Raw genomic sequence first — 14,620 nt, forward strand, 5'->3', positions numbered from 1 at the left:
CACCCGGAACCCGGAACCATGCCAGTGAACACTGGCACAATGGGGAGAGTAGAGGAGGTCCGTACCGACCGGTAGGGGTCGGATCGAGGAAAGTTACCGCCGGTACGAATTAAGGTTCCCGGGTGACCCAGAAGCGTGAATACCGCATGGAGGAACTGGCCCGCCTGGCCGGCATCACGGTGCGCACCCTGCGCTTCTACCGCGAACGCAAGCTGATCCCGCCACCCCGCCGCGAGGGCCGCATCGCCTGGTACGACGACCAGCACCTGGCCCGCCTGCGCACGATCTCGGCCCTGCTGGAACGCGGCCACACCCTGAACGGCATCGCGGAACTGGCCGACGCCCTCGACCACGGCCGCGACGTCGCCGACCTCCTCGGCGCCGCACCCACGGAGGAGGAGCCGGTCCGCCTCACCCCCGAGGAACTCGCCGCCCGCTTCGAGGGCCAGGTCACCCCGGAGAACCTCGCCGCCGCCCTGGACCTCGGCTACCTCGGCACCGACGGCGGCGAGATCGTCCACATCAGCCGCCGCCTCCTGGACGTCTCCTCGGCCCTGGTCCGCGAGGGCATCCCCCTCGCGGAGGTCCTGGCGGCGGGCAAGCAGGTCCGCGAACACGTCGACGACCTCGCGGAGATGTTCGCCGAACTGGTACTACGCCACGCCCGCGAGGACGACCTCCACCGCCTGCGCCCGCTTGCGCGGAGCGTGGTGGAGGCGGAGCTGTCGTTGGCTTTGGACCGGCGGCTGCGCAAGCAGAGCGAGCGGGACTGACGGCGAGGGCCGGGCTAGCGGCCGTAGACCACCGTCACCGGCGCGTGGTCCGACCATCGCTCGGCATGCGTCGCCGCGCGCTCGACGTACCCCTTGAGCGCCCTGTCGGCAAGCCCCGGCGTCGCCACCTGGTAGTCGATGCGCCAACCCGTGTCGTTGTCGAAGGCCCGCCCCCGGTACGACCACCACGAGTACGGCCCCTCCACGTCCGGGTGCAGTGACCGTACGACGTCGACGTAGCCGCCGGCGGCCGGGGCGAACACCTCGGTCAGCCACTCCCGCTCCTCGGGCAGGAAGCCGGAGTTCTTGGTGTTGCCGCGCCAGTTCCTCAGGTCGGCCTGCTGGTGGGCGATGTTCCAGTCGCCGCAGACCAGGACCTCGCGGCCGTCGGCGGCGGCGCGCTCGCGCAGGGCCTTCAGGTAGGCGAGGAACTCGCCCATGAAGCGGACCTTCTCGTCCTGCCGCTCCGTGCCCACCTCGCCGGACGGGAGGTAGAGCGAGGCGACCGTCACACCCGGCAGGTCGGCCTCGACGTAACGCCCGCTGTCGTCGAACTCACTCGACCCGAAGCCGACCTGGATCCGGTCGGGCTCGCGGCGGGTGTAGAGGGAGACGCCTGCGCGGCCCTTGGCGGCGGCGGGCGCGTGCACGACGTGCCAGCCGTCGGGCGTGCGGACGGGCTCGGGGAGCTGCTGCGGCTCCGCGCGCACCTCCTGAAGGCACAGCACATCGGCCTCGGTGCCGGCGAGCCACTCCACGAAGCCCTTCTTCGCGGCGGCCCGCAGCCCGTTCACATTCACAGAGGTCACAGTGAGCACTCGGGCACCTTACCGGCACACTGGACGGTGTCCGATTCTGGAACCTCTTGATCTTGAACCGATATACGGAACCTAGCATGCATATACATCCTGTCCCGTTCGACCACCCCGACGCCGTCAAGCTCAACGACCAGGTGCAGGCCGAGTACGGCGTCCGCTACGGCGACGCCGGCGACGCCACACTCCTGGACACGGCGGACTTCAGGCCGCCGAACGGTCTCTACCTGATCGCGTACGACGCGCTCGGCACCCCCGTCGCGTCCGGCGGCTGGCGGTCACAGGACGAGAACGGCGAGGGCAACGAGGACGGGGACGCCGAGCTCAAGCGGATGTATGTCATCGAGCAGATGCGCGGGCGAGGCCTGGCGCGACGCATCCTGGCCGCGCTGGAGGAGGACGCGCGGGCGGCGGGCCGTACGCGCATGGTGCTGGAGACCGGGACGAAGCAGCCGGAGGCGGTGGCACTGTACACGTCCAGCGGCTACGAGCCGTGCAGGAAGTTCGGCTATTACCGCTTCCACGAGCTGAGCCTGTGTTACGCGAAGGCGCTGTGAGCGCTCAGTTCCGTGTGGCGTTGACGCGGTAGAGGTCCCGCACACAGAGGTTGAGGACGGTGGCGGCGACGACGAGCCCGGCGCACGCCAGCAGCACCGTCCGGTTGCCCCAGCTGCCGGCGGCGAGCGCGGTGAGCAGGTAGCCGAGCGGAATGGCCAGCCGCTCCCCGACGCTGTTGAACGCGCTCATGCGCCCCAACTCGCCCTGCGGAACGTGCTGCTGGAAGGCGGTCGTCCAGGCGACGATCGCCACGTCCAACGCGACTCCCGCGAGCAGGGTGGCCAACAGCAGCCAGACCAGCGGCAGTCCCCACGCCATGACCAGCAACGGCCCCGCGAGCGGCGCGCCTGCCACGACCGCCACGGCCATCAGCCGGTACGGCCGCCAGCGCAGGCACACCACGGTTCCGACCAGCAGCCCCGCGGAGAACGCGGCCGCGACGAGCCCCCAGTCACGGGCCCCCGCGTACTGTTCCGCCGCCACGACCGGCCCCAGCAACTGGAAGCCGGCCAGCCAGGCGGCGACCAGGACGGCCCCGGCGACCGTGTAGGTCCACAGCCACGTCCGCGACCAGAAGCCGGTCCAGCCCTCCCGCAGGTCACTCAGCGCACTGGTGGCGGTGACGGGCGCGTCCAGGCGCAGCCCGAGCAGCAGGACGGCGGCCACGGCGAAGGTGAGCGCGTCCCAGGCCAGCGCCCAGGCCGGGCCGCTGGCCGCGACGACGACTCCGCCGATGGCCGGCCCGAGCACTTTGACGGCGTTGCTCGGCAGCCTGAGCAGGGCGTTGGCCTGCTGCAGCTGCTCCGCCGGCACGATCTGGGGCACGGCGCCCTGGGTGGCGGGCACGGTGAAGGCCATGGCCGTGCCCGAGACAAAGCCGCAGACCGCGATGGAGGTGGTCGTCGCCTGGCCGATGGCGACGGTCACGGCCAGCGCTCCCTGAGCGGCGGCGGCCAGCAGATTGCCGAGGAAGAGCAGCCTGCTTCGGGAGACCCGGTCCGCGAGCACTCCGCCCACGAGAAGGAAGACGACGGTCGGCACGGTGTTCGTGGCGAGCACCACACCGAGGTCGCCTGCTCCACCGCCCTGCTCGATCACGGAGTAGGCGAGCGCGAGGGGCGCCATCGCGGATCCGGTGGCCGAGATGAGACTGGCGGTCACGAACCGCCGGAAGCGTGTGTTCCGCAAGGGCGCCACTCGCCTGGCCGGTAACTCCGCGGTGGCCTTCTGCACAGTCCCCCTCAAGACGTGACCCCTTGGGAACAACAAAGATCCCGCCCGATCAACCGATCGGACGGGATCTTTCAACTGCCCAGGTTTCCCTGGAAAGTTGTTGCGGTGGACCTGAGGGGATTTGAACCCCTGGCCCCCTCGATGCGAACGAGGTGCGCTACCGGACTGCGCCACAGGCCCTTGCAACGAGTGAAACTTTAGCACCCCGATCGGCCTGCTTGGAAATCCGTTCCCTGGCCGGACGGGGGCGGCTACTCGTTCGCGGCTCGTGGCCTCTCGCCGTCCTCGAACTGGTCGAACAGTGGCGTACGGCCCCGCTCACGCGCCCGGCGAGCGGAGGCGGCCCGGCGTGCGTCGCTACGACCGCCCCCCTCGGCCTTCTCCTCCTCGTGACCCGCGTCGCCCGGCTCGGCGCCCCGCGCGGACCCGTCCGCGGCCTCGGCGCCCGCCTCCCGGTCCCGGCCGACGGGGCTCGACCGTGCCGAGCTCCAGGCGTCCGGCGCGCCGAGGTCCACGTCGGAGGTGGCGCGTGGCGCGACCGGCGCGGTCACGTACGTCGGCAGGGGCACCGGCACCGGGTCCCAGCTGTCGCCGTGGCCGGGCCTGCGCTGCCGCTCGCGCTGCTGGTCGACCCATTCGGCGTGGTCGGTCTGCTCGACGAGGGCGCGCCGGTCCGCGGCGAGGGCCGAGAGCCCGGGGTCGGTACCTGGTTCGGGCCCCTCGTCGGACTCGTCGAGGCCGGCGTCGGCGGGGCCGCGCCGGCGCGACTGGCGCGCATGCTCGCGGAGCCGCTGCGCGGCGACCTCGGCGCGGCGCCGGTCCATCTGGTAGGCGAAGCGGCGGCGCTCCTGGGAGCGCAGATAGGCGATGTACCCGCTGAGCGTCACGGCGGGAACGCCGGGCGCCCAAAGGAACGCGAGCCCGCCGACCGCGGCGACGATCGCGCCGAGGGTGAAGGCGAGGAAGAGGACGACGGTGGTACGCCGACGGCGCGCGAGCACCTTCAAGCGCCGGGCACGCGCTGCTGCCGCCTCCTCCGAGGCCGAGGGCGCCCGGCGAGGGGCGGGTACCCGCTTGCGCGCCTTGGGGCCGGGGCCGGCTTCGGCCGCGGGCGCGCCCGCGCGTTCGGGGGCCTGCCTGGACCCGTGTTCGGGTGCCGGTTTGCCGCCCGGTTCTCGCGAGGATTCCCGGGCCGGCTCCGGGCGCCCCGGTGCCTGCTCCTGTACCGCAGCCTGGGTCTGCGGACGGGTCGGAGGCACGGCGAAGGCCCGGACGTCCACCGACTCGGTGACGTCGCCCGGGTCATCGGCGCTGGGCTCCCCCTCCTCGGTGGAGCGCGCGCGCAGGTCCTTGGCGTACCGGCGCTCCATCCCCGCCCGTCCGGACAGCAACCGGATGGCTGTGCTGAAGCGTTCCGTCGGACGGGCCTCGTTCAGCTCGTCCTGCCTACGGAGCCACATCGGCACCAAGTAGGCGGCCCAGGCCCCGACAATGACTGCGTAGATGAGGCCGCTGCTGCTCACGTCTCACACGGTAGAGGGGTTTGCGTGAGGCCATCCGCCAATTGAGCCGGTGTGTCGCACGATCTGGCTGATATTTCGAACTTTTTTTGTGACCGATGCGATCAGCAGCCCGCCGAGGCGCGAATTTAATGCCCTGAGCCGGTCATCCGGCGATCAATTTCGAACACTTATTCAATTTCCGGGCCAGGCGGGATTCCCCTGGCTGTTCTGGCGGGTGTCCTGCGGGTTCGACTGCGATGTCTGCTGCGAGCGCGCCCGTCGCCAGCGGGCGACCAACCCTTCCGGCACCTCTTCGGCCGTGAGCGCGAAGACGAGATGGTCGCGCCAGGCTCCGTCGATGTGGAGATATCGCGGACGCAGCCCCTCCTCGCGGAATCCGAGTTTCTCCACGACCCGCCGGCTGGGCGCGTTCTCGGGGCGAATGCAGACCTCGATGCGGTGCAGACCGACGGTGCGGAAACAGTGGTCCACCACGAGTGCCACCGCGGTCGGCATCACGCCGCGGCCCGCCACCGCCTCGTCCACCCAGTAGCCGACGTGTCCCGAGCACATCGAGCCCCAGGTGATCCCGGCGACGGTCAACTGCCCGACCAGCCGCCCCTGGTACTCGATGACGAACGGCAGCATCCGGCCCGAGTGCGCCTCGGACCGCAGATGCCGGACCATCTGGCGGTAGGTCGGCCGGTGCGTGATCGGTCCGCTGGGCGTGGGCGGCGGAATGGTCGCCTCCCAGGGCCGCAGCCAGTCCCGGTTGCGCCGGTTGACCTCGCGCCAGGCCCGTTGGTCGCGCATCTTTATCGGCCTCAGAACGACATCGCCGTCCCTCAGCACGACGGGCCAGGATGGGCTGTTCAGCTCGCACCCCCACTGCCGGGTCTGGGGTGGTCGCCGCCGCGGATCTGGTCGACGGCGTGGATCAGGAGGGGTTCGAGGACGGTTAGCCCGTCCTTCACCCCGCCGCTGGAGCCGGGCAGGTTGATGATCAGCGTGCGCCCGGCGACTCCGGTGAGTCCTCGGGACAGTGCCGCCGTGGGCACCTTGTCCCGCCCGAACGCCCGGATCGCCTCGGCGACGCCCGGTACCTCGAAGTCGAGGAGGGCACGGGTCGCCTCGGGTGTGCGGTCGGTCGGCGAGATGCCGGTGCCGCCGGTGGTCACGATGACGTCGTACCCGGCGTCGACTCCGGCGCGCAGGGCGGCGGCCACGGGGTCGCCGTCCGGGACGACCTGCGGTCCGTCGACCGCGAAACCGAAGCCCTTGAGGCCGTCGGCGATCAGCGGGCCGCCCTTGTCCTCGTAGACCCCGGCGGCGGCCCGGTTGGAGGCGGTGACCACCAGGGCGCTGTACGGCGCGAGCAGTGCACCGCCGATCGACGCGTCCAGTGTCATGCCCGGCTCCAGTCGCCCGACTTGCCGCCCGTCTTCTCCTCCACCCGTACGTCCGTGATCACCGCTCCCTTGTCGACCGCCTTCACCATGTCGATCACGGTGAGCGCGGCGACGGAGACCGCGGTGAGGGCCTCCATCTCGACGCCCGTGCGGTCCGTCGTCTTCACGGTGGCCAGGATCTCCACCGCGTCGTCCGCGACCGACAGGTCCAGTCTCACACCGGACACCGACAACGGGTGGCACAGCGGGATCAGGTCCGGTGTGCGCTTGGCGCCCATGATGCCCGCGATACGCGCGGTGGCGAGGGCGTCGCCCTTGGGTACCCCCTCGCCGCGCAGCAGCTCGACCACGCGGGGCGAGACGAGGACGCGTCCGCTGGCGCGGGCGGTGCGCGCGGTCACGTCCTTCTCGGAGACGTCGACCATGCGGGCCGCGCCCGCGTCGTCGATGTGCGTCAGCCGCTCCTGCGTGGGTCGGTCGTGCTCATGGGGTCCGGGGGTCTCCCCCCGGGAAGGCACAGTCATGATCGTGTGGCGCTCCCGGTCCGGGCCCGTCGCGGTGCGGCGCACGGGCCTGCTGTGCGCGACACGGTATCGCGGGCCAGGGCCCCTCAGCGGAGCAGGACCACCTCGACCTCCGCGCCGGGCTCGACGCTCTCCACGTCCTCCGGGACGACGATCAGCGCGTCGGCGTGTGCGAGGGCGGCGATCAGATGGGAACCGGCGCCGCCGACCGGCCGCACCTCGCCGTCGGCGTACGTCCCGCGCAGGAACTGTCTGCGTCCCTTGGGCGAGCTCAGCGCCTTGTCCGCAGCAAGGGTCGCCGTCATCCGCGGCCGGTGGACGTCCTCCAGGCCCATCAGGGTACGGATCGCGGGGCGCACGAAGAGCTCGAAGGAGACGTACGACGACACAGGGTTGCCCGGGAGCGCGAGCAGCGGGGTGTGGTCGGGGCCGATGGAGCCGAAGCCCTGGGGCTTGCCGGGCTGCATGGCGAGCTTGCGGAAGTCGATGCCGCTACCGGCCTCGTCCTCGTCACCGACGTGCGACAGCGCCTCCTTGACGACGTCGTACGCCCCGACGCTCACGCCGCCTGTGGTGACCATGAGGTCGGCGCGCACGAGCTGGTCCTCGACGGTGGACCTCAAGGTCTCGGCGTCGTCGGCGACGGCGCCCACGCGGTAGGCGATGGCGCCGGCGTCACGGGCCGCGGCGGTGAGGGCGAAGCTGTTGGAGTCGTAGATCTGGCCGTGGGCCAGGTCCTCGTCGGGCTGGACGAGTTCGCTGCCGGTGGACATGACGACCACACGCGGGCGTGGGCGCACGCGCACCGTGCCGCGTCCGATCGCGGCGAGCAGGGCGATCTGGGGCGGCCCGAGGATCGTGCCCGCCTCGAGGGCCCGGTCGCCCGCCTTGACGTCGCTGCCCTTCGCGCGCACATGCGCGCGTGCCTCGGCCGGCCGGTGGATGTGCACCTGGCCACGGGCACCGTCGGGGGCCAGGCTGCGGGCGCGCATCCCGGTCACCGGGCCCTCGCCGAGGCCGCCGTCGGTCCACTCCACGGGAACGACCGTCTCGGCGCCGGGCGGCAGCGGGGCGCCGGTCATGATGCGGGCGGCCTGGCCGGGGCCCACGTGGAGCAGGTCGGCCTGGCCCGCCGCGACGTCCCCGACGACCTCCAGGACCGCCGGGAACTCCTCGCTCGCGCCCGCGACATCCGCGACCCGCACCGCATACCCGTCCATGGAGCTGTTGTCGAACGGTGGCAGGGAGACCGGCACCGCGACGTCGTCGACCAGGACACAGCCCTGGGCGTCGAGCAGTTGCAGCTCGATGGGTTCGAGGGGGCGGACGGTCGCGAGGATGTCCTCCAGGTGTTCGTCCACCGACCAGAGGTGGTCCTGGCCGGCGGGGCGGGGCGCGGCGGCGGTGCTCAACTCGCTACATCTCCTCGGCTACGTAACTGCGAAGCCAGGTCCGGAAGTCCGGGCCCAGGTCTTCACGTTCGCACGCGAGTCTGACAATGGCACGGAGGTAGTCGCCACGGTCTCCGGTGTCATAGCGACGGCCCTTGAAGACGACGCCGTGCACCGGGCCGCCGACCTTCTCGTCCTGCGAGAGCTGCTGCAGGGCGTCGGTGAGCTGGATCTCACCGCCGCGACCGGGCTCGGTCTTGCGCAGTATGTCGAAGACGGCCGGGTCGAGGACGTAGCGGCCGATGATCGCGTAGTTCGACGGGGCGTCCGCGGCGGCCGGCTTCTCGACGAGGTCGTGCACCTTGACCACGTCGCCGTCCTCGGTGGGGTCCACGGCCGCACAGCCGTAGAGGTGGATCTGCTCGGGCGCGACCTCCATCAGCGCGATGACGCTGCCGCCGTGCTGCTCCTGCACCTCGACCATCCGCTTGAGCAGCGGGTCGCGCGGGTCGATCAGGTCGTCGCCGAGGAGGACGGCGAAGGGTTCGTGGCCGACGTGCGGGGCGGCGCACAGGACGGCGTGGCCGAGGCCCTTGGGGTCGCCCTGGCGGACGTAGTGCATGGTCGCGAGGTCGCTGGACTCCTGCACCTTGGCGAGCCGGCCGGCGTCACCCTTCTTCTGAAGGGCGGATTCCAGCTCGTAGTTGCGGTCGAAGTGGTCCTCCAGCGGGCGCTTGTTGCGGCCCGTGATCATGAGGACGTCGTCGAGACCGGCCGATACGGCCTCTTCGACCACGTACTGGATCGCCGGCTTGTCGACGACCGGCAGCATCTCCTTGGGAGTGGCTTTGGTGGCCGGCAGGAAGCGGGTACCGAGGCCCGCTGCGGGGATGACAGCCTTGCTGATCCGAGGGTGCGACTGAGTCATGCCCGACACCATATCCGGTGCCTTTGCAGTGAATCTGAGGCTCCGGTTAATTCACTCTCATATGAGCGCATTAGGAAGGGTACGGGTGCGACCAGTGACTCACTCCGGACGTCCGGCCGACACTGACAAGCGCAGGTTGCGGCGAGAGTTCATCTCGGTGAGAAGCAGGTTGACGGCCGATGACCTGCGGGAAACGGCGACGGCGTTGGCGGGTCGGGCGCTGGAACTGCCCGAGCTCGCGCACTCGCGCGTGGTGGCGGCGTACGTCTCCGTGGGGAGTGAACCCGGCACGCTCGCGCTGCTGGACGCGCTGCGCGCCCGGGGCGTGCGCGTCCTGCTCCCCGCCCTCCTGCCCGACAACGACCTCGACTGGGGTGCCTACTTGGGGGAGGACTCCCTCGCCCGCGTCCAACACGGCGGAAAGATGGCCCTCTTCGAGCCCGTCGGCGAGCGCCTCGGCCCGGACGCCGTGACCGGCGCCGACGTCGTGCTGCTGCCGGGCCTCGCGGTCGACGCGCGCGGGATGCGTCTGGGGCGCGGGGGTGGGTCGTACGACCGCGTCCTGGCCCGCCTCGAGGGCGCGGGGGCGCATCCCGCGCGCGTGGTGCTGCTGTACGACTCCGAGGTCGTCGAGCACGTCCCCGAAGAGCCGCACGACCGTCCGGTGGATGCGGTGGTGACGCCGTCGGGGGTGCGCAGGTTCCGCGAGGTCTGAGTCCCCCGACCCGCACAGGCGAAGGGCCCTCCACGCGTGCGTGGAGGGCCCTTTCGGCGTTCGCGTCAGCTGTGCGCCGTCAGCGGCTCACGGCTTGAGCACCAGGGTGTCGCTCGTGCTCTCGTCGACGGCTCCGTTCGAGAAGGACCAGTCGAGCAGTTCGCCGTCGGCCCACTTGTCCGTCTGGTCGGTGTAGTGAGCGTTGTAGGCGTGCCCAGAGGCGCCGGTGAGGTTGATCCACTTCGACTTGTCGAGGTCACCGAGGTTGACCACCATCCGCATCGACGGCACCCAGACCACGCCGTAGCCACCGGCCGCGTTCCAGCCGCTGGCGTTGACCGTGGCCTCGCCGCCGCTGAGCTTCCAGGGGCCGCGGTTGAGGGCGTACTGGAGGAACCCGGGGCCGTCGGTGCCGAGGGTCTGGTTCTTGAGGAACAGGCGGTGCAGCCGGCCCCAGCTCCAGGTGTCGATGTCCTTGCCGAGCTTGGCGGTCAGCTCCCAGCGGGCGTCGATCATGGCGCGCTTGAACAGGCCGTCACGGTCGGTGGCCGCGGGGCGGGTGCCGTTCTTCGGCGTCGTCCACCAGTCGCTCTTCTCGTCGTCCAGGAGACTGCGCACGACCTCGAACCAGCGGTCGCCACCGTCCGGCTGCGCCTGGTCGGCGTCGCGCTCACCGCACTCGCGGACCTTCTCCGTGTCGTCCGCGGGGCCGGTGGTGTTGACCGGGTCGATCCACAGGCACTGGCCCTTGACCCGCAGCTCCTTGGGCAGCTTGTTGCCGAAGGCGAGCTTGAGGATGTTGCGCCAGACCGAGTTGAAGTAGGCGGCGGCCGCCGAGTCGGCGTCCTGGGTGTAGTCCCAGCCCTCCAGGAGCTCCTGCGCCTCCCGGACGTCGTCCGCGTCCCGGACCGTCTTGTCGTCGATGTCGATCTTCAGCAGCTTGGGCACCAGCAGCTTGGCGATCTCGCTGCTGTTGTCCAGCTGCATCTGACGCATGTCCTCGGTGGAGATCTTGCCGCCGTCGTCGATCTTCGACTGGATCAGATCGGTGATGCGCTGACTGCGGGCGCCGTAGCCCCAGTTCGTGGTGAGCGTGTAGGGGTACTTGGCCTTGTCGACCACCGCCTGGTTGGCGGTGACGATGTAGCCGCGGGACGGGTTGTACTCGTACGGCAGCTCGTCGTCGTCGATGTAGCCGGTCCAGCGGGACTTGGAGTCCCAGCCGGGCGCCGGGACGGAACCGTCGTAGCCCTGCGCGCGCGTGGGGATCCTGCCGGGCAGCGTGTAGCCGATGTTGCCGTCGGTGTCGGCGTAGATCAGGTTCTGCGAGGGCACGTCGAACAGGGCGCCCGCGGCGCGGAAGTCGGTCCAGTTCTTCGCCTTGTCCATGGCGAAGACGGCGTCCATGGTGGTGCCCGCCTGGAGCGCGGTCCAGCGCAGCGAGATGCCGTAGCCGTCGCCGCGGTCGGGGGCGGCGGTGTCGACGGTGGCCTTCTTGCCGACCTTCACCAGCTCGCTGCTGCGGTCGGACAGCAGCGGTCCGTTGCCGGTCTCGCGGACGACGATCTTCTTGGGGGAACCGCCGGCGACCTTGATGGTCTCCTCGCGCGTGGTGAAGGGGCGCGTCTTGCCGTCGTACAGGTAACCGTCGCCGGAGAGCTTCTCCAGGTAGAGGTCGGTGACGTCGACGCCGGAGTTCGTCATGCCCCAGGCGATGCTCTTGTTGTGGCCGATGATCACGCCGGGCATGCCCGCGAAGGTGTAGCCGCTGACGTCGTACTGGCACTTGCTGGAGACCGAGCGGCAGTGCAGGCCCATCTGGTACCAGACGGACGGCAGCGCGGCCGACAGGTGCGGGTCGTTGGCCAGCAGCGGCTTGCCGGTGATGGTGTGCTTCCCGCCGACCACCCAGGAGTTGGAGCCGATGCCGTTGCCGTTCACGCCGACGGCGGTCGGCAGGTCGTCCAGGACGTCCTGGAGGCCCGACAGCTGACTCTGCAGGCCGGTGCCGTCCGAGCCGGCGGCCGTTCCCGTGCCGCTCGTGGAGCTGTCGGCGGAGGAACCCGCGGTGGACGCGGAGCCCTGCTCGAAGGTCCTGGTGACCTCGTCGTACTGGCCGGCCTGGACGATCGTCTTGTTCCGGCCGTAGGGGTAGTCCGGGTACAGGTCCTGGATCTCCTTGGGGCCCAGGCGGCTAGTCATCAGGGCGCGGTCGATCTCGTCCTGCATGTTGCCGCGCAGGTCCCAGGCCATCGCCTTTAGCCAGGCGATCGAGTCGACCGGGGTCCACTTCTGCGGCTTGTAGTCGTTGGCGAACCCGAGGGCCGCGTACTCCAGGGAGATGTCCTTGTTGCCCTTGCCGTCCAGGTAGGCGTTGACTCCCTTGGCGTACGCCTGGAGGTACTTCTTGGTGGAGTCGGACAGCGTCTTCTCGTACTCCTGCTCGGCCACGCGGTTCCAGCCCAGGGTGCGCAGGAACTCGTCGTTGTCGACCTGGCTCTTGCCGAACATCTCCGACAGACGCCCGGAGGTCATGTGGCGGCGCACGTCCATCTCGTAGAACCGGTCCTGCGCCTGGACGAAGCCCTGCGCCATGAACAGGTCCTCGTCGGAGGAGGCGTAGATCTGCGGGATGCCGTAGCCGTCGCGCTTCACGTCGACGGGCCCGGACAGCCCGTCGAGCGTTATCGACCCCTTGGTCTGCGGGAAGGAGGCGCGCACGGTGCTGATGGACCAGTACGCCCCGCCGGTGACGCCCGCCACGACGGCCAGGACCAGCACGATGACGATCAGGCGGCCTCTGCGCCCCTTCTTCCTGCCGGACTTGCCGGGCTGCTGACCCGTGGAGGCGGTGGTGTTGGGGGGCATCGCTGTCCTTGCTGTCCTAACGCGAGCGGCAGGCGGTCCTGGAGTGCTGGAGCAACCATAGGCGCAGGGCCCGCTCCACCTTGACGCGGAGTGGGGAACCAGCGCGGACGGACGTTCGATCACGCCTGCCCGAGTGTCAAGAAATCGTCAAGAGTTAGGTAAGGTAACGAAGTAGTTGGGTGCGGAGACCCGCCACTTCGTGTCCTATGTACGTGAGCCCGCGCGCGCGTGCGTGCCGGCCAGGGAAGGGAACGGCCGCTGACTGTCCACGACCTCAACCAGCTCCTGCTCGTCTGCTCGCTCGTCCTGCTCGTCGCCGTCGCCGCGGTCCGGATCTCCTCGCGCAGCGGGCTCCCCAGCCTGCTCGTGTACCTGGGGATCGGCGTCCTCATGGGCCAGGACGGGATCGGCGGCATCAGCTTCAACGACGCCGAGCTGACCCAGGTCATCGGGTACGCGGCGCTGGTCGTGATCCTGGCCGAAGGCGGTCTGGGCACGAAGTGGAAAGAGATCAAGCCGGCCCTTCCGGCGGCCACCGCGCTGGCACTGGCCGGGGTCACGGTGAGCGTCGGGGTCACGGCGGCGGCAGCGCACTATCTGGTCGGGCTGGAGTGGCGGCAGGCGCTCATCATCGGGGCGGTCGTCTCCTCGACCGACGCCGCCGCGGTGTTCTCGGTGCTCCGGCGGATTCCCCTGCCCTCGCGCGTGACCGGCACCCTGGAGGCCGAGTCCGGCTTCAACGACGCCCCCGTGGTCATCCTGGTGGTCGCCTTCTCCACGCACGGTCCGATCGAGCCCTCGTACGTGCTGCTGGGCGAGATATTGCTGGAGCTGGCCATCGGCGCAGCCATCGGCCTCGCGGTGGGCTGGCTGGGCTCGTGGGGCCTGCGGCACGTGGCCCTGCCCGCCTCCGGTCTCTACCCGATCGCCGTCATGGCCATCGCCGTCGCCGCGTACGCCGCGGGCGCGATGGCGCACGGCAGCGGCTTCCTGGCCGTGTACCTCGCCTCGATGGTGATGGGCAACGCCAAGCTGCCGCACTGGCCCGCCACGCGCGGGTTCGCCGACGGGGTCGGCTGGATCGCGCAGATCGGCATGTTCGTCCTGCTCGGGCTCCTGGTCACCCCGCACGAGCTGGGCGACGACATCCTGCCCGCGCTCGTCATCGGGCTGGCGCTGACCATGGTGGCCCGCCCGCTGAGCGTCGTCCTGTGCCTGACGCCGTTCGGCGTCGCCTGGCGGGAGCAGGCCCTGATGTCCTGGGCCGGGCTGCGCGGCGCCGTGCCCATCATCCTGGCGACGATCCCCATGGTCGGCGGCGTCGAGGACAGCCGCCGCATCTTCAACATCGTCTTCGTCCTGGTCGTCGTCTACACCCTGGTCCAGGGCCCGACCCTGCCCTGGCTGGCCCGCAAGTTGCACCTGAGCCAGGGCCCCGGGGCCGACGACCTGGGCATCGAGTCGGCGCCGCTGGAGCGGCTGCGCGGGCACCTGCTGTCCTTCGTGATCCCCGACGGCTCGAAGATGCACGGTGTCGAGATCAACGAGCTGCGGCTGCCCGCCGGGGCCGCCGTCACCCTCGTCGTCCGCGACGGAAAATCGTTCGTTCCGCTGCCGACCACGGTGCTGCGGCACGGGGACGAACTGCTCGTCGTCGCCACGGACCCGGTACGGGACGCCGCCGAGCGCCGACTGCGCGCCGTGGGCGCCGGGGGCAAGCTGGCCGGGTGGCTGGGGACGAACGGGCCGGCCTGATGGGGCGGCCCGAGGGGCGACCTGAGGCACGGCCGGAGAGGGCCTACCCAATCGCAGGTGGAGCGCTACGTAGTGCTCATTTTCACAGGATCAACAGCCGCTTTCCCCTGTACTATGCAGGAGCACCCAGATCGAACCAACTCTGCCTG

13 protein-coding genes and 1 tRNA gene are annotated in these 14,620 nt (G+C 70.5%); 4 read left to right on the forward strand and 10 right to left on the reverse strand.

All coding sequences use genetic code 11. The annotated features are described in order from the left end of the window. The first annotated feature begins 122 nt into the window (after window positions 1-122). Window positions 123-773: a MerR family transcriptional regulator gene (locus tag AB5J55_RS17670; protein WP_369271612.1), complete on the forward strand. Its 651-nt coding sequence runs from the start codon at window positions 123-125 to the stop codon at window positions 771-773. 14 nt (window positions 774-787) lie between these two features. Here the strand turns inward: AB5J55_RS17670 and AB5J55_RS17675 are convergent, their stop codons facing one another. Then, a complete protein-coding gene (locus AB5J55_RS17675; RefSeq protein WP_369271613.1) occupies window positions 788-1,591 on the reverse strand; it encodes an exodeoxyribonuclease III in 804 nt (267 codons plus the stop codon). 77 nt (window positions 1,592-1,668) lie between these two features. On the opposite strand from AB5J55_RS17675, the gene AB5J55_RS17680 reads away from it, so the two are divergent. After that, window positions 1,669-2,145: a GNAT family N-acetyltransferase gene (locus AB5J55_RS17680; protein ID WP_369271614.1), complete on the forward strand. Its 477-nt coding sequence runs from the start codon at window positions 1,669-1,671 to the stop codon at window positions 2,143-2,145. A gap of 4 nt (window positions 2,146-2,149) precedes the next feature. On the opposite strand, the gene AB5J55_RS17685 is transcribed toward AB5J55_RS17680, so the two are convergent. The 8 genes from AB5J55_RS17685 to galU form a co-directional block, all read right to left on the reverse strand. Next, window positions 2,150-3,379 carry an MFS transporter gene (locus AB5J55_RS17685; protein ID WP_369276218.1) on the reverse strand — a complete coding sequence of 410 codons (1,230 nt, stop codon included), beginning with the start codon at window positions 3,377-3,379 and terminating at the stop codon, window positions 2,150-2,152. Between the two features lie 106 nt (window positions 3,380-3,485). Beyond that, window positions 3,486-3,559, reverse strand: a tRNA-Ala gene (locus AB5J55_RS17690). A gap of 71 nt (window positions 3,560-3,630) precedes the next feature. Then, the gene (gene glpR / locus AB5J55_RS17695; protein ID WP_369271615.1) at window positions 3,631-4,902 is read right to left on the reverse strand and encodes a gephyrin-like molybdotransferase receptor GlpR; all 1,272 of its coding nucleotides are present in this window, start codon (window positions 4,900-4,902) and stop codon (window positions 3,631-3,633) included. Between the two features lie 171 nt (window positions 4,903-5,073). Then, window positions 5,074-5,733 (reverse strand): GNAT family N-acetyltransferase, encoded by a 660-nt coding sequence (locus AB5J55_RS17700; RefSeq protein ID WP_369271616.1) that lies wholly within the window; start codon window positions 5,731-5,733, stop codon window positions 5,074-5,076. A 20-nt stretch (window positions 5,734-5,753) separates the two neighbouring features. Then, window positions 5,754-6,290, reverse strand: a complete 537-nt coding sequence (locus AB5J55_RS17705) for a molybdenum cofactor biosynthesis protein B (protein ID WP_369271617.1) — start codon at window positions 6,288-6,290, stop codon at window positions 5,754-5,756. Beyond that, window positions 6,287-6,814: a cyclic pyranopterin monophosphate synthase MoaC gene (gene moaC / locus AB5J55_RS17710; RefSeq protein ID WP_369271618.1), complete on the reverse strand. Its 528-nt coding sequence runs from the start codon at window positions 6,812-6,814 to the stop codon at window positions 6,287-6,289. The genes AB5J55_RS17705 and moaC overlap by 4 nt, the downstream gene beginning before the upstream one ends. 86 nt (window positions 6,815-6,900) lie before the next feature. Then, window positions 6,901-8,226, reverse strand: a complete 1,326-nt coding sequence (gene glp, locus AB5J55_RS17715; RefSeq protein ID WP_369271619.1) for a gephyrin-like molybdotransferase Glp — start codon at window positions 8,224-8,226, stop codon at window positions 6,901-6,903. Between the two features lie 4 nt (window positions 8,227-8,230). Then, window positions 8,231-9,133 carry a UTP--glucose-1-phosphate uridylyltransferase GalU gene (gene galU, locus AB5J55_RS17720; RefSeq protein ID WP_369271620.1) on the reverse strand — a complete coding sequence of 301 codons (903 nt, stop codon included), beginning with the start codon at window positions 9,131-9,133 and terminating at the stop codon, window positions 8,231-8,233. A gap of 94 nt (window positions 9,134-9,227) precedes the next feature. On the opposite strand from galU, the gene AB5J55_RS17725 reads away from it, so the two are divergent. Then, complete coding sequence (locus AB5J55_RS17725) at window positions 9,228-9,848, forward strand: 5-formyltetrahydrofolate cyclo-ligase (RefSeq protein WP_369271621.1); 621 nt, start codon at window positions 9,228-9,230, stop codon at window positions 9,846-9,848. An 87-nt stretch (window positions 9,849-9,935) separates the two neighbouring features. Here the strand turns inward: AB5J55_RS17725 and AB5J55_RS17730 are convergent, their stop codons facing one another. After that, window positions 9,936-12,716: a penicillin acylase family protein gene (locus tag AB5J55_RS17730; RefSeq protein WP_369271622.1), complete on the reverse strand. Its 2,781-nt coding sequence runs from the start codon at window positions 12,714-12,716 to the stop codon at window positions 9,936-9,938. Window positions 12,717-12,944: 228 nt separating this feature from the next. Between AB5J55_RS17730 and AB5J55_RS17735 the strand changes: the two genes are divergently transcribed. Beyond that, the gene (locus AB5J55_RS17735; protein ID WP_369271623.1) at window positions 12,945-14,471 is read left to right on the forward strand and encodes a potassium/proton antiporter; all 1,527 of its coding nucleotides are present in this window, start codon (window positions 12,945-12,947) and stop codon (window positions 14,469-14,471) included. Window positions 14,472-14,620 lie beyond the last annotated feature (149 nt).

The sequence above is a fragment of the Streptomyces sp. R11 genome, assembly GCF_041051905.1.
Lineage (GTDB): Bacteria > Actinomycetota > Actinomycetes > Streptomycetales > Streptomycetaceae > Streptomyces.

Coding starts and splice junctions, on each gene's coding strand:
- AB5J55_RS17680 (WP_369271614.1), top strand. CDS start 1,669: ATGCATATACATCCTGTCCCGTTCGACCACCCCGACGCCGTCAAGCTC.
- AB5J55_RS17705 (WP_369271617.1), bottom strand. CDS start 6,290: ATGACACTGGACGCGTCGATCGGCGGTGCACTGCTCGCGCCGTACAGC.
- moaC (WP_369271618.1), bottom strand. CDS start 6,814: ATGACTGTGCCTTCCCGGGGGGAGACCCCCGGACCCCATGAGCACGAC.
- galU (WP_369271620.1), bottom strand. CDS start 9,133: ATGACTCAGTCGCACCCTCGGATCAGCAAGGCTGTCATCCCCGCAGCG.
- AB5J55_RS17730 (WP_369271622.1), bottom strand. CDS start 12,716: ATGCCCCCCAACACCACCGCCTCCACGGGTCAGCAGCCCGGCAAGTCC.